The 20,686-nt window shown below is 57.3% G+C and carries 18 protein-coding genes; 5 read left to right on the top strand and 13 right to left on the bottom strand.

Annotated features, from left to right (window positions below):
- The first annotated feature begins 91 nt into the window (after positions 1-91).
- Positions 92-2,647, top strand: coding sequence for a TonB-dependent receptor domain-containing protein (locus tag HW554_RS02950; RefSeq protein ID WP_176906863.1), 2,556 nt, complete (start codon positions 92-94; stop codon positions 2,645-2,647).
- 361 nt (positions 2,648-3,008) lie between these two features.
- On the opposite strand, the gene HW554_RS02945 is transcribed toward HW554_RS02950, so the two are convergent.
- The 13 genes from HW554_RS02945 to HW554_RS02885 all read right to left on the bottom strand — a co-directional run bounded on the left by HW554_RS02945 (position 3,009) and on the right by HW554_RS02885 (position 17,445).
- Positions 3,009-3,773, bottom strand: a complete 765-nt coding sequence (locus HW554_RS02945; RefSeq protein ID WP_176906862.1) for a LytR/AlgR family response regulator transcription factor — start codon at positions 3,771-3,773, stop codon at positions 3,009-3,011.
- Between the two features lie 62 nt (positions 3,774-3,835).
- Positions 3,836-4,906 carry a sensor histidine kinase gene (locus HW554_RS02940; RefSeq protein ID WP_176906861.1) on the bottom strand — a complete coding sequence of 357 codons (1,071 nt, stop codon included), beginning with the start codon at positions 4,904-4,906 and terminating at the stop codon, positions 3,836-3,838.
- A 180-nt stretch (positions 4,907-5,086) separates the two neighbouring features.
- Complete coding sequence (locus tag HW554_RS02935; protein WP_176906860.1) at positions 5,087-5,479, bottom strand: hypothetical protein; 393 nt, start codon at positions 5,477-5,479, stop codon at positions 5,087-5,089.
- Positions 5,480-5,653: 174 nt separating this feature from the next.
- Positions 5,654-6,403 carry a shikimate dehydrogenase family protein gene (locus HW554_RS02930; RefSeq protein WP_176906859.1) on the bottom strand — a complete coding sequence of 250 codons (750 nt, stop codon included), beginning with the start codon at positions 6,401-6,403 and terminating at the stop codon, positions 5,654-5,656.
- A 119-nt stretch (positions 6,404-6,522) separates the two neighbouring features.
- Positions 6,523-7,179 carry a DedA family protein gene (locus HW554_RS02925; RefSeq protein WP_176906858.1) on the bottom strand — a complete coding sequence of 219 codons (657 nt, stop codon included), beginning with the start codon at positions 7,177-7,179 and terminating at the stop codon, positions 6,523-6,525.
- Positions 7,180-7,254: 75 nt separating this feature from the next.
- Positions 7,255-7,926 (bottom strand): spermidine synthase, encoded by a 672-nt coding sequence (locus HW554_RS02920; RefSeq protein ID WP_176906857.1) that lies wholly within the window; start codon positions 7,924-7,926, stop codon positions 7,255-7,257.
- A gap of 99 nt (positions 7,927-8,025) precedes the next feature.
- Complete coding sequence (locus tag HW554_RS02915; protein ID WP_176906856.1) at positions 8,026-9,363, bottom strand: PQQ-dependent sugar dehydrogenase; 1,338 nt, start codon at positions 9,361-9,363, stop codon at positions 8,026-8,028.
- Positions 9,364-9,615: 252 nt separating this feature from the next.
- A complete protein-coding gene (locus HW554_RS02910; RefSeq protein ID WP_176906855.1) occupies positions 9,616-10,449 on the bottom strand; it encodes a phosphosulfolactate synthase in 834 nt (277 codons plus the stop codon).
- Between the two features lie 152 nt (positions 10,450-10,601).
- On the bottom strand, positions 10,602-11,999 hold the full coding sequence (locus HW554_RS02905) for a tetratricopeptide repeat protein (RefSeq protein WP_176906854.1): 1,398 nt from the start codon (positions 11,997-11,999) through the stop codon (positions 10,602-10,604).
- Between the two features lie 156 nt (positions 12,000-12,155).
- Positions 12,156-13,151, bottom strand: a complete 996-nt coding sequence (locus tag HW554_RS02900) for an NAD-dependent epimerase/dehydratase family protein (RefSeq protein WP_176906853.1) — start codon at positions 13,149-13,151, stop codon at positions 12,156-12,158.
- Positions 13,152-13,225: 74 nt separating this feature from the next.
- On the bottom strand, positions 13,226-13,987 hold the full coding sequence (locus tag HW554_RS02895) for a tyrosine-protein phosphatase (RefSeq protein WP_176906852.1): 762 nt from the start codon (positions 13,985-13,987) through the stop codon (positions 13,226-13,228).
- A gap of 14 nt (positions 13,988-14,001) precedes the next feature.
- Positions 14,002-16,458, bottom strand: coding sequence for a GumC family protein (locus HW554_RS02890; RefSeq protein WP_176906851.1), 2,457 nt, complete (start codon positions 16,456-16,458; stop codon positions 14,002-14,004).
- A gap of 27 nt (positions 16,459-16,485) precedes the next feature.
- Positions 16,486-17,445 (bottom strand): polysaccharide biosynthesis/export family protein, encoded by a 960-nt coding sequence (locus HW554_RS02885; RefSeq protein WP_176906850.1) that lies wholly within the window; start codon positions 17,443-17,445, stop codon positions 16,486-16,488.
- Positions 17,446-17,707: 262 nt separating this feature from the next.
- On the opposite strand from HW554_RS02885, the gene HW554_RS02880 reads away from it, so the two are divergent.
- From HW554_RS02880 to hpf, 4 genes are all read left to right on the top strand, one after another.
- Complete coding sequence (locus tag HW554_RS02880; protein ID WP_176906849.1) at positions 17,708-18,847, top strand: acyl-CoA dehydrogenase; 1,140 nt, start codon at positions 17,708-17,710, stop codon at positions 18,845-18,847.
- A gap of 213 nt (positions 18,848-19,060) precedes the next feature.
- The gene (gene rpsU, locus HW554_RS02875; protein ID WP_019946232.1) at positions 19,061-19,261 is read left to right on the top strand and encodes a 30S ribosomal protein S21; all 201 of its coding nucleotides are present in this window, start codon (positions 19,061-19,063) and stop codon (positions 19,259-19,261) included.
- A 156-nt stretch (positions 19,262-19,417) separates the two neighbouring features.
- On the top strand, positions 19,418-20,305 hold the full coding sequence (locus tag HW554_RS02870) for a tyrosine-type recombinase/integrase (protein ID WP_176906848.1): 888 nt from the start codon (positions 19,418-19,420) through the stop codon (positions 20,303-20,305).
- Between the two features lie 33 nt (positions 20,306-20,338).
- Positions 20,339-20,638 carry a ribosome hibernation-promoting factor, HPF/YfiA family gene (gene hpf / locus HW554_RS02865; protein WP_176906847.1) on the top strand — a complete coding sequence of 100 codons (300 nt, stop codon included), beginning with the start codon at positions 20,339-20,341 and terminating at the stop codon, positions 20,636-20,638.
- The last annotated feature ends 48 nt before the right edge of the window (positions 20,639-20,686 follow it).

The following is a 20,686-nucleotide window of genomic DNA, read 5'->3' as shown; positions in this document are numbered from 1 at the left end:
CCGCAACCGGTGGCTTCTCTGTTTTCTCCGCGGCTATCAGGGCACCCTTTGCCCGCTGTTTTTCTCTATTAGTGCCTCATCGCCTGTACTCATGAACTACGCTACTCCTCTGGCCCTGCTTACGGTTACGCTGCTGGCCATCCCGGCCCTTGCCCAAACCGGCCCACCTGCCGGCCAGCGGCCCGCTGGAACCCCAGCCGCCGCGCCGGCCCGGCCGGTGCTGCCCGCCGCCAAGGGTGCCGGCCGCCTCGAAGGCACCGTGCTCGACGCCACCACCAAAAAGCCCGTCGAGTTTGCTACGGTGGCCCTGCTGCCGGCCAGCGGCACCACGCCCATCGATGGCGCGGTGTGCGACGAAAAAGGCAGGTTTTCGCTCAAGGGGCTGGCAGACGGTCAATTCCGGCTGCAGATCAGCTTTATCGGCTACGCGCCCCAAACGGTGCCGGTAACTGTGGGCGGAGGCCTAACGACCGTGCCCACAGTGCGGCTGGAATCGACGGCTCAGAAGCTGGGCGAAGTAACCGTTACCGGCGAACGGGACATCATCGAGACCAAGCCCGACCGCATTGTGTATAACGCCGAGAAGGACATCACCAACAGCGGCGGCACGGCGGCCGATGTGCTGCGCAAGGTGCCGCTGCTGAGCATGGACCCCGACGGCGGCCTGCAGCTGCGTGGCTCCAGCAACATCCGGGTGCTCATCGACAATAAGCCCTCCTCGGTGGTGGCCACTAGCGTGGCCGACGCGCTCAAGCAGATTCCGGCCGACCAGATCAAGAGCGTGGAGGTGATTACGACGCCCTCGGCCAAGTACGACGCCGAAGGCACGGGCGGCATCATCAACATCATCCTCAAGAAGAACAACCTGCAGGGCCTCAACGGCTCGGTAGGACTAGCCGGCGGCAACCGCAGCTCCAATGCCAACGGCTCGCTCAACTACCGCAAGGGCAAAATTGGCATCAACAGCTCCATGAGCGGCTTTGCCTTCTACAGCCCCAACCGCAACGACCTGACCCGCACCCTGAAGAACGGGGGCCAGGAACGGCAGGCCGTGAGCCAGCAGGGCGACGGCAACACGGTGGGCGGCGGCGGTTTCGGCCGGCTGGGGCTCGATTACGACCCGGCCCCTTTTCATAACCTGCTGCTGAATGTGCAGGGCAGCCTGTTCCGCAATGGGGGCAACTACGAGCAGTACAACAACGCCCTGCTGCCGTTTCCCAACGAGTTTACCCGCGACACCGACCGCAAGTTTCGCACCCAGAGCTACGACGTGAATGGCGGCTACACCCGCACATTTGATGGCCAGAAAGGCCGCGAGTGGAGCGTGCTGGGCCAGCATACCCGCAACCGCAATCAGCAGGATTACAACCTCGACCAGTTTAGGGGCAACACCACGGCCAACGAGGCCAAGAACTACCGCGAGGCCGGCAACAACCTCTCGCGCAACCTCGAAACCACCCTGCAAACCGATTACGTTCAGCCGTTTTCGGCCACCACTACGCTCGAAACCGGAGCCAAGGCCATTCTGCGCCGCGTGAGCAGCGTGTACGATGTGCTCAACAGCCCCAGCCTCACGGTTATCGACCCGGTGTTCAACCCGGCCCGTTCCAACCAGTTCGACTACGACCAGGATGTGCTGGCCGGCTACGCCAGCTACGGCTTCTCGGCTTCCAGCAAGCTGAGCTTCAAGCTGGGCACCCGCGTAGAAAACACCCGCGTACGGGGGAGCTTCGAGGAGCGGCAGGGGCAACCCGGCGACCTGCCGGGCGTGCGCCAGAACTACACCAACCTGCTGCCCAACCTGAGCCTCAACTTCCAGCCCAAAAACGAGAAAAAGCCCGGCGAATCGGTGCGGCTGGCCTACTCGCGCCGTATTCAGCGCCCCCAGATTTTCTACCTCAACCCCTTCGTTAACGCTTCTGATACGCTTAATATAAGCTACGGCGAACCCAAGCTTGAACCCGAGCTGACGGATAGCTACGAACTTAACTATACCACGTTTGTGAAAGGCTCGGTGCTGAACCTGAGCGCCTACGTACGTCGCACGGGCAACGCCATCGAAAGCTTCCGCTTCGTGGATAAGCAGGGAGTCAACAACCAGACGTTTGCCAATATCGGCCGCAACGCCACCTACGGCGGCAGCGTGTTCGGCTCTGTTAAGCCCCTGAAAGACTGGAGCGTGAGTGGCAACCTGAACGTGTACTACGTGTCGCTCAAGAGCCCCGGCCTGGGTTTCAACAACAGCGGCGTACAGTATAATCTCAACCTGAATTCGAGCTACAAATTCGAGAAGGGCCTGAGCCTGCAGTTCTTTGGGGGCCTCAACTCGCCGCGGGTGCAGCTGCAGGGCAAGCAGGCCGCCTGGACCTACTACTCGATGGGCCTGCGCAAAAACCTGCTCAAGGACAAAGCCGACCTCACGCTGAACGCCGACAACTTCTTCTCGGCCACCCGTAACCTGCGCAGCACCCTCGAAACTGACCAGTTCCGCCAGGAAAGCAACAACTACCTCTACCTGCGCGGCGTGCGGCTGGCCTTCAACTACCGCTTCGGCAAAGTAACCAACCAGCCCCCCAAGCGCCGCCGCAGCATCCAGAACGACGACACTAAAAGCGGTGGCGACGGCCAGCAAGGCGGACAGCAGTAGGGAGGGAGATTATGTGAGTGGATATGGGAGGAATGAAGAAAGAAGAACGGTCATGCTGAGCGCAGTCGAAGCATCTCTACCGCAGTGGTAAACCTGACAGTCGGTTAACCCAAGTTGCGGAGTGAGTGTATCGGCACGATGTAGGGGCGGGGCTTGTTCCCGCCCGCCGTTGCACAGTACCGTTGCACGGCGGATAAAGGCCCACCATGCCTCGTTCTGACGGCGGGCGGGGGCAAGCCCCGCCCCTACGTCGTTCTTCGCAACCCAGGTTAGGTTAGTTGGGCGACGAAGCGGTAGAGGTTCTTCGACTCCGCTCTGCATGACCGCTCTTGTTACCTCATCACTCCTCACCAATTTCGCATCATCCAAACTTCCCGTGGTAGCGGAGCACATCGAGCAGCCCTTCGCGGTAAGTTTCGCCGATGGGGAGGGAGGTGCCGCGAACCTGCACGCGGTGGCGCTCCACGAACTCAAGGTGGCGCAGGTTGATGAGGTAAGACTTGTGAATGCGTACGAAACGGCCCGCCGGTAGCTGCTCCTCCAGCTTCCGGAACGACTGCAGAACGAGCAGCTTGCCGGTGGCCGTGTAGTACATCAGGTACTCTTTCTGGCCCTCCGCGTAGTAAATATCATCCACCAAAACCCGGCGCAGGCGGTTGTCGTGGCGCACAAACAGCGCTTCGTCGGCTGCGGCCGGATCGGCGACGGGAGTAGCGGCTTCGGCGGCGGTGGCGGTGGCCGGGGCCAGCGGCGGTAATAGCGCGGCGCGGGCACGGTGGGCGGCCTGCACAAACCGCTCGAAGGAAATGGGTTTAAGCAGGTAATCCAGCGCCGGCAGCTCGTAGCTCTGCACGGCGTAATCGGGGTGGGCAGTGGTGAAGATGATGCGCGGGCCGGGCTGGGGCAGCAGCTGGGCTAGCTGTAAACCCGTCAGGCGCGGCATCTGAATATCAAGAAACACGACATCCACCAGGTTATCCTGCAGGAAGGCCGCCGCCGCCAGCGCATCGCCAAACTGCCCCCGCAATTCCAGAAATGGCACCTGCCCGCAAAAATCGACCAGCACCTTCCGGGCCAGCGGCTCATCATCCACCACTAGGCAGCTAATCGGTCGGCGGGTTTCCATAGGCGGTGAGTAAGTGAATCAATGAGTTTGATTGAACGGCTCTGCGGACCTCTGCGCAAAGCTCAGTGGACCTCTGTGGGCAAAGCCATTGGCACAGTCAGACGCACGGCATACGCCTGCTTGTTGGCCGTTACTACTAGTGCGTGCTGCCCGGGATAGAGCAGTTCCAGGCGGCGGCGCAGGTTGGCCAGGCCCATGCCGCCAGGCACCGCCGCGTCGGGCGAGATGCGGTTGCGCACCGTGAAATGCAGCTGCCCGTCGGCGGTGGCTAGTTGCAGCACGATGCGCACAACATGGGGCTGGGCCGTGAGGTCGCCGTGCTTGAAGGCATTTTCCACCAGCGGTAGCAGCAGCATAGGGGGCAGCAGCAGCTTGTGGCTGGCGTCGGGCGGGAGCAGAATTCGGAAGTCGATGGCCTCGTCGGCGTCGTTGGAGGCAGTGGTGGGCAGGCGCAGCTGCTGAAGCGTGAGAAAGCTTTGGAGGTGGCTTATTTCGCGGGCCAGCGGCACGAGGTCATCGGCGCTTTCGTAAAGTTGGTAGCGCATCAGCTCGGCTAAGCGCAGCACTGCTTCGGGGGCCTGAGGCGAGGCGTGCAGGGTAAGCGAATAGATATTGTTGAGCGTATTGAACAGGAAGTGCGGGTGCAGCTGGCTCCGCAACAGGGCCAGCTCGGTGCGCAACTGCTGCTGCTCCAGGGCGCGGCGGTGGCGCAGCTCGCGCCAGTAGTCGCCGGCCAGCCCCACAAAAAAGCTCAGCAGCAAAATGGCTCCTCCCAGCTGCAGGTAGTAGGCCTGCAGCACCTGTACGTAGTAGCCCAACGGCTGCGATTCTCCCCGCACCCGCACCTCATCAAACGCGTAGCCGACGCCGATGCGCAGGGAGCAGAACGCCAGCAGCGCCAGCCCCAGCAAGCCCAGATACGCGCCCAGCCGCCCACGCCGGAACAGGCGGGGCATCAGTAGCCAGTTGAAGTAGAACAGGGCCGAATCGAGCAGGTTGGCCAGCAGGGCCAGTGGCCAGAAGTTGTCCTGCTGCTGCGGCACCAGCACGCCCTGGCGCAGCAGCCAGTTCTGCCAGTCGATATAACACAGCAGCCCGAACCAGCCCATATGCACCCAGGGCAGCTGCTGCACCCAGGCAGGCAGGCGCGGGCGCGCACGAAAGAGGGCAGGGGCAGAAGGCGGCAGCAGAGGGCGGGGACTTGATGAGCCGGCAAAATAGCCAACTACAGGCGCTTCGGACTTACTTTTCAACCAGCACCCGCCTCCGCATCAACCAACCAGGCCCCGGCCGCTACCAGCCACAGCCAGCGGCTAGTTGTTGATGTATACCCGGATGAGCTTGGTCAGGATCAAATCCATTTTACTGCCCAGCGTTTCCAGCTGGCTGCCCATCGTGTCGAGGCGGGTTTCCAGCTCCTCCAGTCGCTGGGCCGGATCGGGAGTATAATCGACAAGCGAAAACAGGGTAGGGGTGCTGGTTTCCACTGGCTGGGGCAGCGGCGCATTCAGCAGGGCCAGCTGCTCGAGGCAGTTGGCCTGCCCGACCAGCAGTTGCTGCATAAGCTGGGTGTTGCTCTCCGTGGCCTGTACCAGTTGCCGAAGCAGGGTAGCGTGCTGGCGTAGCTGGGCCGTATGACGGTCCAGAATGGCGGTGGTTTCCGAAAGCAAAGGCTCCAGCTGGTCCAAGCGTTCTTCAGGAGTCATACAGAGGGTTTGATAGTAAGATTATAAGGCAATCTACTACTATTCCCTTAGTTTTCGCATATAATAAGGAAATTTCACTATATAATTGTACTAATACTTGCCTTGCAAATGTTCGGCTTCTGAGGGGGTGTCTAACGATAACAAGGGCCCTTTTCCGGCCTGCAAGCAAGGTTTTCAGGCCGGCTGATGCCAGATATTCCAGGCCTCTTCGGCTTGGCGACAGAGCATATCGAAGCCGTTTTTTACCTGAGCTCCGGCCGTCAGACCGCGGCGCATAAACTCAGTTTCGGCCGGGTTGTATACCAAATCGTGCAGGTAGTGCTGGGGAGTCAGGGCCTCATAGGGAAGCGGCGGGCACTCGCCCACATCGGGGAAGGTTCCGAGGGGCGTGGCATTGATGACGAGCAGATGCTCCTGGATCAGTTGGGGTGTCAGGTCGTCGTAGGTGAGGCCCGGCCCCAAAGGGTTGCGCGAAACAGTCCAGAAACCAATGCCCAGCTCCCGCAACGCCACTTCTACGGCCTTAGAGGCTCCGCCGCTACCCAGTACCAGCGCCCGTAGTCCGGCCGGCAGCGGGTCGGGTAGCAACGCGCGCAGCGAGTCGCGGAAGCCGATGTAATCGGTGTTGTGGCCCACCAGCCGGCCGTCGTCCCTGAACTCGACTACGTTTACGGCCCCCACCCGCGCCGCCGAAGCTGCCACCTCGTTCAGAAAGGGCCAGATTTGCTCCTTATAGGGAATCGTGACGTTGAGGCCCCGCAGTTGCGGGTGGGCCGCCAGCAGCGCCGGCAGTTCGTGCATATCGGCCAGCTCAAACAGCTCGTAGCGGTAGTCGGCCAGGCCCAGGCTATGAAACTTCTGGCTGAAGTAGGTCTGAGAGAATGAGTGCTTCAGGGAGCGGCCAAGCAATCCGAATTCGGGCATAATACAGGAGCGGGTTCAGGCGGTAAGCAACAAAAAAACCGCCGGCTTTCCTTGCGGGGCCGGCGGTTATGCAGTTTTATTTCGGGTAGATTTGATGAGGCGCCGACGCCAGACGCCGATTACGCTACTGGCTTCCGGCGGCTGATGCGCGTTTTGCTGAACTCCCAGATGACCGGCAGCACCGACAGCACAATAATGGCCAGCACAACCAGCGAAAAGTTCTTCTGCACAACCGGAATCAGGCCGAAGAAATAGCCGGCACTCGTAAGCGAGATTACCCAAATAACCGCGCCCACCACGTTGTAGGACAGGAACTTGGTGTAATGCATGGTGCCCACACCCGCCACAAACGGCGCAAACGTGCGTACGATGGGGATAAACCGGGCCAGAATAATGGTTTTAGCGCCGTGCTTTTCGTAAAAAGCCTGCGTACGCTCCAAATGGGCCCGTTTTAGAAAACGGGAATTTTCGCGGAACACCCGCGGCCCCAGATAGTCGCCGATGTGGTAGTTAAGCGTGTCGCCGAGTACGGCGGCTACAATCAGCACCCCCATCAGCAGCCACACGCTCAGCGGTGAGCCGGGTAAAGCGGCCGTGGCACCAGCGGCAAACAGCAGCGAGTCGCCGGGTAGAAAGGGCAGCACCACCACACCGGTTTCCACGAAAATGATGAGAAACAGGATGGCGTACGTCCAGAGGCCGTAGTCCCGCACAATTTCACCCAAGTGCTTATCGAGGTGGAGAACAAAGTCGATGATTTGCTGCAGGATTTCCATAGGAGGGGTTTGAGCCTGCAAAGTAAGCGAGTTGGCAGCAAACGGCAGCCCAATGCCTCGCTACGGCAGTGCCAATCAGGCCAGCCGCTGTAAAATGAGCAGGCGGTTAAGCTGCTCCACCTCTATATCCTGCACGGCAAAGCCCAACTCCTCCAAAAACTCCGGTAGCGGCTGTCCGTCGGGCCACAGCTCGGCCGTTATCAGCAGGTTGCACAGCGCCCGGCCACCGGGCAGCAGCACCCGCCACAGTTGCTCCCAAAAAGCGGCCTCGCCCAACTCGGGCGGTAGCGTCAGGTCCAGAAACAGATCTACTACTACCAGCTCGTAGTAGTTGGGCGGGACGTCGGGCAGCCAGGCAAAGGCATCGGCGCACACCAGGTGCAGGTTGGGTCCGGGCCTTACGCCAAACTCCGTAGCGGCCACCTCCAGCACGGCCGGGTCGAGCTCGATGGCCGTAATAGGGCCGGTGCGGCCCTGCTCGTGGCGTAGCAGGGGCAGCACCGAGCCGCCGCCCAGGCCCAGCACCAGTATTGGCGCGGCAGCATTCGTTACCGGCACAAAACGCAGCCCGTAGCGCAATACCTGCTGCAACAAGCCGTAGCTGTAGTTGGCAGAGGCCGTGTTCAGCGTTTTGTGTCCGCGCCAGGTAGTGACTTCCAGCCAGCCAGTGTGCGCCGAAGGCACCCTACGCGTAAGCGGCACCAGATAGCTTAGCAGGCGGCGGGCAGTATTGGGCAGAAGGTGCATCGAAGCTGTTAATGAAGCCAAAAAAACCTCCTGTTTCAGTTGGCGTCCGCGAAGCTGAAGCAGGAGGTTTTCGTTGATATCGACTATTTCCTGAGCCGCTTACTGGGCAGCAATGCGCCAGATTTTACCGCCGGCGTCGTCGGTCACCAGCAGTATGCCGTTGGGTAGCATAGTTACGCCCACCGGCCGGCCATACACCTCATTATTCTCGGCGTTGGCAATAAAGCCAGTCAGGAAATCCTCGGGCTTGCCAGCTGGCTTGCCATTCTGAAACGGTACAAACACCACTTTATAACCCGAAAAATCGGAGCGGTTCCAAGAGCCATGCTGCCCGATAAATGCTCCTTTACGGTAGCGCTCCGGAAACTGCTCGGCCGTGTAGAAGGCCAGGCCCAGTGAAGCCGTATGGGAGCCCAAGGGCACATCGGGCACGATGGCCGTTTTCACCAGCTCAGGTTTCTCGCCTTTCCGCCGCGGGTCAACTTTCTGGCCGAAGTAGGAGTAGGGCCAGCCGTAAAAGCCGCCTTCCTGCACACTGGTCAGGTAGTCGGGCACCAGCTCATCGCCCAGTTCGTCGCGTTCATTCACGGCCGTCCAGAGTACATTGGTACCCGGGGCCCAGTCCATGCCCACGGGGTTGCGCAGGCCGCTGGCGTATACCCGCTCGTCGCTGCCGTCGGGGTTTATTTCGATGATATTGGCTCGACGTTCCTCTTCCTTCATGCCGTGCTCGCCTACATTCGAGGCCGAGCCCACCGACACATAGATCTTCTGGCCATCGGGGCTAGCCAGCAGGTTGCGGGTCCAGTGGTTGTTGTAGCCACCGGCTGGTAGATCCAGTATTTTTTCGCCCTTTGCCGTAATCGACGTCTGGCCCTCCTTGTAGGGGTAGCGCCACACGGCGTCGGTGTTGGCTACGTAGAAGTAGCCGTTCAGCAGCAGCATGCCGAAGGGCTGGTTGAGGCCCTCCAGAAACGCCGTGCGCACTTCGGGCCGGCCGTTGCTGCGCTCATCGCGCAATAGCGTAATGCGGTTGGCGCTGGTGGGCCGCAACGATTTCGAGGGGTCGAGCTTGAGGGCGGCGGCCACTTCCTCCTTAGGGCCGGTGGGCACCGTGTTGGCCTCTGCCACCAGCACATCGCCGTTGGGCAGCACATACATGTTGCGCGGGCTTTCGAGGCCGGCTGCGTATTGCGTTACCAGAAACCCGATGGGCGCGGTGGGCATCGTTGCCTGAGGCCACTCCACAATTCGGCTGCGCTTGGTAACCGATTTGGTGGCGTAAGGCTCGGGCAGTTCCAGTATATCGGATTCGGTGGCAATGGTATCGGCCGGTGTAAGAACGGCGGCTTCGGTTTTTTCCTGTTGGGTTGGGCCACCGCAGGAAGCCGTGAGCAGCAGCGCCGCGGCTGCCAAGAAAGAAGAAATACGCGTCATAGAGGGGTAAAATGGCTGAATAATAGGCGTGCAGGCGCGAGTTTGGCCGGAGGTAGGCTCTTTAACCGAATTAAAGCTTCAGGGGTTGAGCCTTGCGCTAGCGCCTGCCGCAAGGTTCGGGCCAGCCTGCCATAACCACCAACTCCGTTTCGCGTTGCGCAAAGCGAATACCCAGATGAACAGCTGTTCAGGCAGGGGTATTTGCTTTGTACGACGCGAAACGGAGCCGAGTGGTTTCAACCAAACTCACAATTAGCCGCGCGGCATAGAGGTGCCGGGCCGGCCGGGGGCTTTGGGTTCGGGCCGGAACATCTCATCTACCTGGCTCATATCAATAAAGTCGGAGAACGTGTCGCCGCGCAGCCCCAGCCGGATGGTTTCGAGGCTGATGATTTCGTTAGGCGCGATGTTGCCCAGGTTTACGTTGGCACCGAGTAGCTTAATAAACCACACCTGCTGCGCTTTCTGGGGGGCTTCCCAAATGATTTTTTCGGATGGAATCTGGGTCAGAATTTCTTCGACCAGGCCCGAGCGTACCTCGCCGGTGCTGCGGAACAGGCCCACGTTACCAGCCTCGCGGGCTTCACCAATTACCTTTACGGCGCCGGCTTCGAGCTCCGTTTTCATCTGCGAAATCCACTTATAAGGCGGGATGATTTTTTCGGCATCCTTCGAGCCTACTTCGCTCAGCACCTGCACCTGGCCCGAAAGCGTGCGGATAAACTCCAGCTTTTTGTCGTGGTTGAGGTCAAGCGAGCCGTCGGAAACTTCGGCGTACTCCATACCAAACGTGTCGAGCAGGCGCTGGTAGTCGGCAAATTGGTTGCGGATGATAAAGGCCTCGAACAGCGTGCCGCCGAAGTACACCGGAATGCCGGCCTCCTTATACACGGCTAGCTTACGCTTGAGGTTGGGCGTAGCATACGAGGTAGCCCAGCCCAGCTTCACAATATCGGTATAGCCGGCTCCTACTTCCAGAAAATCCTCTGCCTCCCGTACGCTCAGGCCTTTGTCCATTACCATAGTGAAACCTTGTTCGCGGGGCTTGCTGGTGCGCTCGGGCAGCTGGCTGAGGGAGTAGTTCATGTAGTAGGGGCTTTAGGTGTGTGCTGCGTGTCAGCGGGGCAAAAGTACGGCTGTATTGGCAAAAACGAAGGTCGGGCCAAAAAGGAAAAGCCGTTGAACGAAGCAGGTAGCTGCGTTCAACGGCTTTATCGTTCTGCTTTTTTGCCTGGTGCTTACTTGCGGTACTGATCTATTAGGCGAGCCAGCGCCTGCTGCGACTCCAGTTCGGGGAAGTAGTCGAACAACAGCCGGTGCTTATCGAAATCGAGCGTGAGGGCTTGTTCCAGCGTCTGGTATGCCTCGCGGTAGCGCCCGGCCGCCAGCAGGTAGGCACACAGCCGGTAGTGCAACTCCGCTTCCGCGGGGCTGATTTCGAGGGCCGTACGCATCAGGTCGATGGCGCCATCGAAATTGCCTTGTTCATACAGCAGAATGCTCCAGTTCAGCCAGCCGTCCTTGTTGTCGGGGCCGGTTTCGGTGGCCTTCTCGTAGGCCTCCACTGCCGACGTGAGGTTGCCAATCTGATACTCGGCGGCCGCCAGCGCCAGCCAGTATTCCACACTTTCATCATAAAGCCCCACGGCCTTACGGAAGAAGTGGATGGCCTCGAAGTATTTCTCCTGCGCTTGCATAATGATGCCGATACCAAACCACGCCTCGTCCATGGTAGCATCAAGGTCGATGGCCTTCTGGTAGAAACGGCGGGCCAAGTCCCACTCGGCCAGCTTCTCGTGGCACTCGCCAATGTTGCAAAGTGCCTCGGGCGTAGGCATGCCCTCGGCATAGCTCAGCTCAAACTCGGTAATGGCCGCCCGGTAGCGCTCGATGCTTACGTAGCAGCTAGCCAAATAGCCGTGGGCATCGTAGTACTGGGCATCGATGAGGATGGCGTACTCAAAGGCGCTGATAGCCTCGTCGAAGTGGCCGGCCCGGTACTCGGCCTGCCCCAGGTTGAACCAAGCCAGGGCCGAATACGGGTCGTCGTCGGTGAAGCGACGGAAAAAGTCCAGGTTGCTTTCCAGACGCCCGCTTACCTCTAGGCAGTACAGCAATTCCTGCACGGCCACATCATTGTCGGGGCTGAGGCGCAGGCTTTGCTTGTAGTACTTGGCGGCACTCTTGTACTTCTGCCAGCTTTGGTACGCCAGGCCGAGGTTAAAGAAAATATCGTCGCGGTCCTCGGTGGTTTCTAAAGCCTGCAGGAAGAAGGCTACGGCTTCGGCGAAGTCGCCCTTCTGGGTGGCAATGATACCGCGGGTAACGGCCACATCGGGGTTGGTGGGGTCGAGGTGGGCCACGTTCTCAATCTGGGTACTGGCCGCGGCGTACTCGCCCTTCATGGCCAGCACCTGCGAGCGGTCAATCAGCAGTTCAGTGCTGAACGGGTACTGGGTTATAGCGGCCTCGCAAGCCTGCAGGGCGCGGTCGTACTGGGTGTTGGAAGTGTAGTGGTCGATGATGTTCTCAAAATCGGCCAGATCGAAAAATACGGGCTCGTTGCGGTCCACCATGTCCTCAAAACGGCGCACGGTAGCCAGCACTTCATCCCGGTCTTCAAAGTTCTCGTTCATTCTCATGCGTCAGCTAACAACACAAACCCGTCAAAAAGGCAGGTTTCGTGGGGTGGGCAGGGACTATTTCAAGCCTGAAACATCCTTAACCTGAATATACAACAACCGCACCACTGGGGAGCAGCGACCAAAGCAGTGCTGCGTTCCACCGCTTCACTATTTCACCAACTCCTGGCAGCACCAGCGGATAGTTTCCGGCAAAGGTCGGAACCCGCGGCCCAACTCCTGGCAGATTTTATCGGTCTGGTAGGCCAGCGGCCGGCGGCCGGCGCGGGCCGTGTCTTTGGTAATGAGCGGCCGCGCCCCCGTAAGCAAAGAACGAACATGCTCAAGCCGCCAGATAGTTTCGGCGGCCCACCCCGGTACGGCCACGCTGGGCGGGCGCTTGCCGAAGCCGGCCGCCATCAGGCCCAGTACCTCGGCCAGGGGCCAGTGCCCGGCGTTCAGCACGTACCGTTCGCCACTGTGGTCGGTATCGAGGGTGAGTTGAGCCAGCATTTCGGCCACGTCGCGCACATCTACCAGGTTAAGGCTAGATGGTGTGTAGAAGCGGTGTTCGTCGTAGGCGTAGCGAAAGAGGCGGGTGCTGCTGCGGTGCCAGTCGGCCGGTCCCAGTACCACCGAAGGGTTCACTACCACTGCCCGCAACCCCTCCGACACTCCCCGCCAGACCTCCAGCTCGGCCAGATACTTGGATGTAGCATAGGCGCTGTGCTCGGCCCCCAAATCCCACTGGCCCTGCTCATCGATGCGCAGCGGCTCGGTAGTAGGCAACTCGCGCTGCGCCGCCGCCGCCCCGCCGCCCAGCGCTGCCACCGACGACACATAGCCCAGCCGAATACCGGGACGTTCCAGGCAGGCATCCACCACGTTGGCCGTTCCCTCCACGTTCACCCGCAGCAGGTCCTCTTCATCCTGCGGGGCATATGACACCAGCCCGGCGCAGTGAAATACATGCGATACACCCTCTAGCGCTGCCCGCAGGCCTAGGCCGTCGCGCAGGTCGCCGGGTACCCATTCCACCGCCTGTGCTCCAGCTACCACAGGCGGTATTTGGCCCCGGTAAATCGCACGCACCGGTAAGCCGCGCCGCCCCAGTTCAGCCAGCAAAAAGCTGCCCACCAACCCCGTACCGCCGGTTACCAGAATCATGTTACGAGTTGTGAGTTACCAATATGAGGTTGTCAGCTTACAGGTTGGTCGTAGTGCGGCCCAGCTACCAATACTTATAACGTGTTGTTCAGCAGCGGCAGGGCCAGAGCTTTGGCCAGATAGGGCATGGCCAGCGTTTTGGTACGTAGCGTGTCCAAGTGCTTAGTGTGGTGCGTGTCAGTACCCAGCAGGTCCACGAGGCCGGCATCAATCAACTTTTCAGCTACGCGCTTGGCCCCGCCTGAATAATAGCCGGCCAGCGAGTTGAGGTTGACCTGCAGCATCACTCCCTGCTCACGGAGGCGCTCCAACTCCTCAAAACGGCCATAGAGGTAAGTGTACCGTTCCGGATGCGCCAGCACTGGCTGGTAGCCTGCTGCCTGCATATTAAAAATGCTTTCGTTCAGGTTGAAAGGCTCATTGATATACGATGTTTCAAACAGCAGCAGCCGCCGCGCGCCCCCAAACGTCAGCAACGACTCCGGCTGCTCCAGTCGCCGCCCGAAATGCTCATCAAGGTAATACTCGGCGGCGCAGTCCAGCTCCAGACCCGTGATGCCCGCCTTAGCCGCTGCCGATTCCAGCGCCGCCAAGGCTCCGCGGATACCTTCAGGCGTGTTACGGTAAAAGTCGCCCATGACATGAGGCGTCATGATGAGCTTGCGGTAGCCTAGACCCTGCAATTGGCGTAGCAGTTCAACTGCTTGCTCCGGCGTCTCCGCTCCGTCATCAAGGCCCGGCAACAAATGCGAGTGCATGTCGACCTCCAATGCGGCCAACGATGCAGCTTCGGCAGGCGGTGCCGACTCCCCAAACAGCTTGCTGAAAAACGACATGAGCGGAGGCTTAATCAGGAAGTACGCTTCCGCAACCGGCTTAGCAGGCCACCTTTAGGCGTATTATCCTCATCGTAATATCCTTGCCCGTAGCCGTAGCCGTAACCGTAACCATAACCATAGCCCCCAGTAGTTTTAGCATCGTTGAGAATGGTTGTCAGCTTTGTGAAGCCATTGGTACGGATAAGCTTATTGATGTTCTTGAGGAACGATTTCTTGGAGTAATTAGCCCGGACAACATAAATCGGTACGTCCGCTTTGCGCATGATCAAAATACCATCTGTTACCAGCCCCACTGGAGGAGTATCAATAATGATGACATCATAATTCTGCTGTAGTTCGGCAATCAACGGATCAAATAGGTCGCTCAGAATTAACTCTGAGGGGTTAGGTGGCATTGGACCAGCCGATATAAAGTCGAGTGTCGGAATACTGGTACGCTGCACGCATTCTTGCCAAGTATGTTTTTCGATCAGAATTGTGCTGATGCCCTTAATATTTTCAGCATCGAAAGCCAGATTCACTTTGGGCTTGCGCATGTCGAGGTCAAGAACAACGACCCGCTGATCAGACGCCGCAATGATACCAGCCAAATTAACGGCCACGAATGTCTTGCCCTCACCACTAATAGTTGAAGTCACGGAAATCAGGCGCTTCTTTCTGGAGGAAGCAATAAATTCCAGATTGGTTCTGATGGATCGAATCGCCTCCGATAGTGCCGACTTTGGGTTACGGTCAACTACCAGCTTCGATACGGCCATCTTCTCTTTATCGTAGGTCGGAATAACGCCTAGCACCGGCGCATGCGTGTTGCGCTCCAGTTCGCGGATGTTAGTAACAGTGTTGTGCAGCAGGTAGCGGACCGCAATCAGTCCCAATCCCAAGACGATACCAGCTGCCAGCCCAATGGCGTATATCATCACCTTTATAGGCGAAATAGGAACCGCGGGAGAGGCGGGAGATAGGATCTGGAAGTCAGCGGTAGCGCCAGCCATCGAAATGCCGAACTCAATCCGCTTATCCAGCATCATTAAGTTGTATTTCTCATACAGTTCTAATGGTCGCTCCAGACGCGCCTGCTCGGTATATTTATCTGGTAGGCTGCGCAGTTTGGACTCGAGTTCGGCCCGCTTGCCTAGTAATTTGGCCTCCTGCGCCTTAATCAGTTGCTGATTTTTACGCAGTAGCTGCCGCACTATCTTCTTGATGTCAGCAATGCTCTGCTCTTTTATCTGCATGGCCACCGTAGCACCCGGCTGATAGGAAAGCAATGCCCTCTTTAGGTCGAGTTGGGCATCACTTAATTCGGTGATGCGCTGTACCAATTGGCCATCCTTCACGTCGGCCAGAGCGGGAATACTTTGCATTACGTCCCCGTCGGCACGGGTCGTTATCTGCTCGCGGTCCAGTAACTGGCCTACGTCGCTCATCATCTCGCTCTGCTCCTGCAGTTTAGCTCGCTCTTCCTCCAGCGTTTGAAGCAGGCCCGTCAACTGCCCTACTTCACCCTTCACGTCGTAAGAGCCCGTGCGTTTTACAAAGGCCTCCATGTTCTCCTCAGCTTGGCTGAGGCTTTGGTTGTTGCTGCCTAGTTGCTCATTTATGTAGCGTAGTGCCCGAGCCGCTTGCTCTCGCTTCCGAGTCAGTTTCTCCTCCAGATATACTGCATCCACGGCATTTACAATGTCGCGGGCTTTCGCTGGGTTATGGTCAGTAAAGGAGATGCTTATAGTGTTAGCATCTAGATTTACAATGTCAACCAGTAAGTTGGTGTTAAAGTAGGTGCTTAGAGCACTGGGGCTGTTAATAAGGAACGAATATTGCCCATCAAGCGCCGCCGAGTTGTAGTCCTTAGTTTGACGTATTGTCAGGCGGAAGCCAGCAGCTGTGAAAGGTTGGCCCAATGTCTGTTGCTGCTCGGTACCACCTAACTCCTCTGGTAGAGTTAGTTCAAATGTAGTAGGGGAGAGGAAGCGTAAAGCAATCTTCTGATCAAAAGCGGCATCGGAAATAGATTCATAACTCACCTCAAAAGGTGACGTTCCGTAAATTTCTGTTTCTAGGACTGTTCCCTGTACATAGTAATTTACATCAAGGGCCAGTGAGTCATTAAGACGGCTATAAATAATATCAGACTTGATGAGTTCAACTTCACCCGATAGCTTAGTCAGACTTTGCTTCTGCTCCACCGCTCCACCCAAGCCACCCAATCCCAGTACGCCGGCTTCTGTCTTTTCGTCAATCTTGAGCGTGGAGGACGATTTATAGAGAGGAGGCGTGTAGCGTAAAAACAGCCAAGCAGCCGTGAGGCCCAGTGCAACGAGTAATAATACCCAAGGCAGACTTTTACGCGCCACTGCCAGCAAAGTGGTCAGGTCCAGCCCACCACCATCGTCTTCGTCTTCCGCAGGTTCGCCGCCGCCAGCTTGGCGGATAAGCTCTTCCAGTTCCGCGTCTTCTTTTACTGCCATTCAGGTAATCAATGAGAGAGCGTCCGGCTAGTTGCCGTTGCTGCCAAGTCGCGAAATAAGATAAATGGTACTCACAACGCCTGCAATGCTTGCAATTAAGCTAAACAGTGGCGTTGCATCTTGCAAGCCTTCGTAAAAGGGCCGGCGGATAGGCTCAACATATATAATATCGTTGGGTTCCACTTGCAGATTCGCTCGACGCATTCCGTCAATTGTTGTCAGGTCTATAACTTGCACCTGTGGGTTCTTCAGGCTGCCGCGAATCAAGCGAATGTTGTCGGCGCGCCCGGCACGGCCAGAGGCGGTAGTGCCGACAAAAGCTCCATCAATGCCCCCAGCCATAGCCAGCACCTCCAGCAGGTTCATGTTATCGTTGAACATCTGAATAACCTGTCCGGAACCACCTGACGTAGCACCGAGTACGATAATACGGTTGTTGGCTACCCGCGTCGTTACAAATACTCCTTTGTAAAACTCGGTGTATTTGGTTTGCAACAGGCTGTCGGCTTGCAGTAAAGTCAAGCCCGTTAGGCGCTGATAGCCCACCATTGGTAGGCGCACAACACCATCGTGCTGTACTAAAAACTGGTTGCTATTCTGGTTTTGCTGATTCTGCTGCTGTTGTCCTCCCTGACGGCCTCCAAGGCCCGATTGGGGTTGGCTGGAGCCAATGCTGCCTGCGCCTCCCGCATTGCCGGCACCTGTCATGCTACCAAATTGCAACTCACCGTTAGGGTCAAGAATTCGTTCGCCTTCGTTGGTGTATACTCGAACTTCTAGGTAGTCATTGGGTTGAATGATATAGTTACGCTCTGCCCTATTTACCACATCACGCAACTTGGCCGTATCAAGACGCCCGACCCCATCGGCACGAAATAAAATATTCTGTTGATGTACGCGGGCAGCGGAGCAGGAGCCCAGCAGCAACACCGCTGGGAAGCAAAATAGCCACAGTACGAGGAAGCGGCGAAGGAATAATTTAGGCATGCAGACCGACTCAGGCCGGATTCAGATGGAAAAAACTCAAGCAAAGTACCGTAACTCTATTGGGCAGTATTCGCTTAAGAACCATCAAAGAAACCTAATAAACCGGGTCTATCAAAATTAGAGGCTTCGCTGGTCTGAATCCTGCACTGGCAGGGCCGGGTGTAAAGTCGTACTTTCGCGAACCCAAAGTCGGGCTTTGCTGGTTGTAGCATTCCCACCTAACTTCTTTCAACCATCCCACCACCACCACCCACCTTTACTTATGGAACTGGTAGCTACCGAAAATCAAACCATGATTGCCCAGATGGTGCGCGACTTTGGCGCCCAGCACATTAAGCCCCGCATGATGGAGTGGGATGAGTCGCAGGAGTTCCCGAAGGAAGTGTTCCATAAACTCGGCGAACTGGGCCTGATGGGCGTGCTCGTCCCCCAGGAGTATGGCGGGGCCGGCTTCGGCTATGTAGAGTATGTGACGGCCATTGCCGAGCTGTCTAAGATTGATGGCAGCATTGGCTTGAGCATGGCTGCGCACAATTCACTTTGCACGGGCCACATTCTGCAGCACGCTTCCGAGGAACAGAAGCAAAAGTATTTGCCTAAGCTGGCCTCCGGCGAGTGGATTGGTGCCTGGGGCCTTACCGAGCCTAACACCGGCTCCGATGCGGGCAATATGCGCACTGTGGCCATCGAGGATGGTGACCATTACGTGCTCAATGGTGCCAAAAACTTTATTACTCATGGCAAAACCGGCAACGTGGCTGTGGTAATCGCCCGCACCGGCGAAGTAGGTGACTCACGAGCCATGACGGCTTTTATCATTGAGCGTGGTACGCCCGGTTTCGAGGCCGGCCGCAAGGAAGATAAGCTCGGCATGCGGGCTTCGGAAACTACCGAATTGATTTTCACTGACTGCCGGATACCGAAGGAAAACGTGATTGGCAAAGTGGGCGACGGCTTCGTACAGGCGCTGAAGGTGCTTGACGGCGGCCGTATTAGCATTGCCGCTCTGAGCCTGGGTATTGCGCAGGGGGCCTACGAGGCTGCGTTGCAGTACTCCAAAGAGCGCCACCAGTTCAACCAGCCTATCAGCAACTTCCAAGGCATCAGCTTTAAGTTGGCTGATATGGCCACCGAGATTGAGGCGGCTTCGCTTTTAACCTATCGTGCGGCCGATATGAAGGACCGTGGCCTGAACGTGAATCTGGAGTCGGCAATGGCTAAGCTTTATGCTTCTGAGGTGAGCGTGCGTGTGGCCAACGAAGGCGTGCAGATTTTTGGCGGCTACGGCTACACCAAGGATTACCCGGCCGAGAAGTACTACCGCGACGCCAAGCTTTGCACCATTGGCGAAGGCACCTCCGAGATTCAGAAGCTCGTTATTGCCCGGGCCATCCTGAAGTAAGACATAGTTTGGCTGGTTTTTCATTGTATGTGCTGTTTGTAAAAGAAGCATATCCGATAGATTAAACGGATAGAGAACCTTTGGTAACCAGATGTCTGGCCAAACAAAGTCATTCCATTTAACGAAAAATCAGTTTCATCTGTGATTGATTATTAAGGAGGGTTCCTTATCTTTGCGGCCCTTCATAGTTGATTTTTCAAGTTCACTGCTGATATGCTCATCGTCCAAATCAAAGAAAACGAGTCGGTTGACCGTGCGCTCAAGCGCTTCAAGAAGAAATTCGAGCGCACCGGCGTTCTGAAGGAGCTGCGTCGTCGCACTTTCTTCCAGAAGCCCTCCATCACCAACCGCAAGCAGAAGCAGAAGGCCATCTACAAGCTTTCTACTTACGGTCCTGATGCAGACCCCAAGTAAACATCCCATAGCGGCTTAGCTGCTAATTGGGTCGAGGAACCCGTCTGGTTTGCTCTTTGAGCGAATTAGACGGGTTTCTTGCGTTTTGGTCGGTGGGTTTGTTTGCTGAGTTGAATTGCCTACATTGGCTATCCGGCCCCCAGTTGCTGCCTGTTTATGGAGTTGTTTTTTGATTATCTGCGCTTTGAGAAGCGGTACAGCCCACACACGGTCGTATCGTATCAAACGGACCTGCGGCAGTTCAGTGAATTTCTTGGGACTACCTACGAGCTTGATGAGCCCGCACGAGCCGACCATACACTGATCCGTTCCTGGGTGGTGCAGCTTATGCAGCAGCAACTCGACCCGCGTACTGTGAATCGCAAAATTGCTTGTCTGCGCTCCTACTATAGCTACCTGTTGCGTACCGGAGCGGTGGTCAAAAACCCGATGCTACGCATCACCTCGCCCAAAACAGCCAAGAAGCTGCCCGATTTCGTGCCTGAGGAGAGCCTGAATAATCTCCTGAATTCCTTCGAATTTCCAGACACTTTCGCCGGGGCCCGCGACCAACTGATTCTGGAGTTGCTTTACGGTACCGGCATGCGCCTCTCGGAGTTGATGGGCATCCGGCTGGCTGACCTAAGCTTGGCCGGCAGCACCGTGCGCGTAACGGGCAAGGGTAGTAAGCAACGAATTGTGCCGCTTAACCCTGGCTTGGTGCGGGTGCTGGAGCAATATATAGCCCGGCAGCGGCACGAGTTCGGTAGTAGCGGCAACACCACCGGGCCACTTCTCGTTACAGACAAAGGCGAGCCGTTGTACGAAAAGTTGGTTTACCGCACCGTGAAGCACTATCTGAGTCAGATAACCACGGCTTCGGGCCAGCAGCATCCGCACGTGCTCCGCCACTCCTTTGCTACGCATTTGCTGGGCAAAGGAGCCGATTTGAATGCCATTAAAGAACTGCTTGGGCACGCTAATTTGGCTGCCACGCAAGTATACACCCACTTAAGTATTGACAGATTGAAGTCTGTTTTTGAGCAGGCTCACCCTAAGGCCTGACTGATTTATTGTTTACCCTTAACCCCTTTGCTGATGAAAGTACAGATCCATTCGGTGCACTTCGACGCCGACCAGAAATTGCTCGATTTCATTCAGAAGCGCCTCGATAAGCTAGAAACCTTCTATGACCGCGTAACGGAGGGTGAGGTTATCCTTAAGCTGAATAACAAAGACGGTATTGCCAACAAAACTGTAGAAATCAAGCTTATGGTGCCTGGCAACACGCTGTTCTGCGAGGAAGACGCGCCTACTTTTGAAGCGGCTACTGATGCCTGCTACGAGGCGATGCGCCGTCAGCTGGTAAAGCACAAGGAGAAGCTGGTGAACCATTAATTCGAGCCTTCATATGACTACAGAAAAAGCCCCGCCTGAATTTTCAGG

The sequence above is a fragment of the Hymenobacter lapidiphilus genome (assembly GCF_013377885.1).
In the GTDB taxonomy this organism is placed as follows: domain Bacteria; phylum Bacteroidota; class Bacteroidia; order Cytophagales; family Hymenobacteraceae; genus Hymenobacter; species Hymenobacter lapidiphilus.
The sequence above is the reverse complement of the archived record's forward strand: the minus strand, read 5'-3'. Positions and strand labels throughout refer to the sequence as shown.

Coding starts and splice junctions, on each gene's coding strand:
- rpsU (WP_019946232.1), top strand. CDS start 19,061: ATGCTCATCGTCCAAATCAAAGAAAACGAGTCGGTTGACCGTGCGCTC.
- HW554_RS02950 (WP_176906863.1), top strand. CDS start 92: ATGAACTACGCTACTCCTCTGGCCCTGCTTACGGTTACGCTGCTGGCC.
- HW554_RS02920 (WP_176906857.1), bottom strand. CDS start 7,926: ATGCACCTTCTGCCCAATACTGCCCGCCGCCTGCTAAGCTATCTGGTG.
- HW554_RS02930 (WP_176906859.1), bottom strand. CDS start 6,403: ATGCCCGAATTCGGATTGCTTGGCCGCTCCCTGAAGCACTCATTCTCT.
- HW554_RS02890 (WP_176906851.1), bottom strand. CDS start 16,458: ATGGCAGTAAAAGAAGACGCGGAACTGGAAGAGCTTATCCGCCAAGCT.
- HW554_RS02870 (WP_176906848.1), top strand. CDS start 19,418: ATGGAGTTGTTTTTTGATTATCTGCGCTTTGAGAAGCGGTACAGCCCA.
- HW554_RS02925 (WP_176906858.1), bottom strand. CDS start 7,179: ATGGAAATCCTGCAGCAAATCATCGACTTTGTTCTCCACCTCGATAAG.
- HW554_RS02900 (WP_176906853.1), bottom strand. CDS start 13,151: ATGATTCTGGTAACCGGCGGTACGGGGTTGGTGGGCAGCTTTTTGCTG.
- HW554_RS02910 (WP_176906855.1), bottom strand. CDS start 10,449: ATGAACTACTCCCTCAGCCAGCTGCCCGAGCGCACCAGCAAGCCCCGC.
- HW554_RS02895 (WP_176906852.1), bottom strand. CDS start 13,987: ATGTCGTTTTTCAGCAAGCTGTTTGGGGAGTCGGCACCGCCTGCCGAA.
- HW554_RS02935 (WP_176906860.1), bottom strand. CDS start 5,479: ATGACTCCTGAAGAACGCTTGGACCAGCTGGAGCCTTTGCTTTCGGAA.
- hpf (WP_176906847.1), top strand. CDS start 20,339: ATGAAAGTACAGATCCATTCGGTGCACTTCGACGCCGACCAGAAATTG.
- HW554_RS02885 (WP_176906850.1), bottom strand. CDS start 17,445: ATGCCTAAATTATTCCTTCGCCGCTTCCTCGTACTGTGGCTATTTTGC.
- HW554_RS02915 (WP_176906856.1), bottom strand. CDS start 9,363: ATGACGCGTATTTCTTCTTTCTTGGCAGCCGCGGCGCTGCTGCTCACG.
- HW554_RS02945 (WP_176906862.1), bottom strand. CDS start 3,773: ATGGAAACCCGCCGACCGATTAGCTGCCTAGTGGTGGATGATGAGCCG.
- HW554_RS02880 (WP_176906849.1), top strand. CDS start 17,708: ATGGAACTGGTAGCTACCGAAAATCAAACCATGATTGCCCAGATGGTG.
- HW554_RS02905 (WP_176906854.1), bottom strand. CDS start 11,999: ATGAACGAGAACTTTGAAGACCGGGATGAAGTGCTGGCTACCGTGCGC.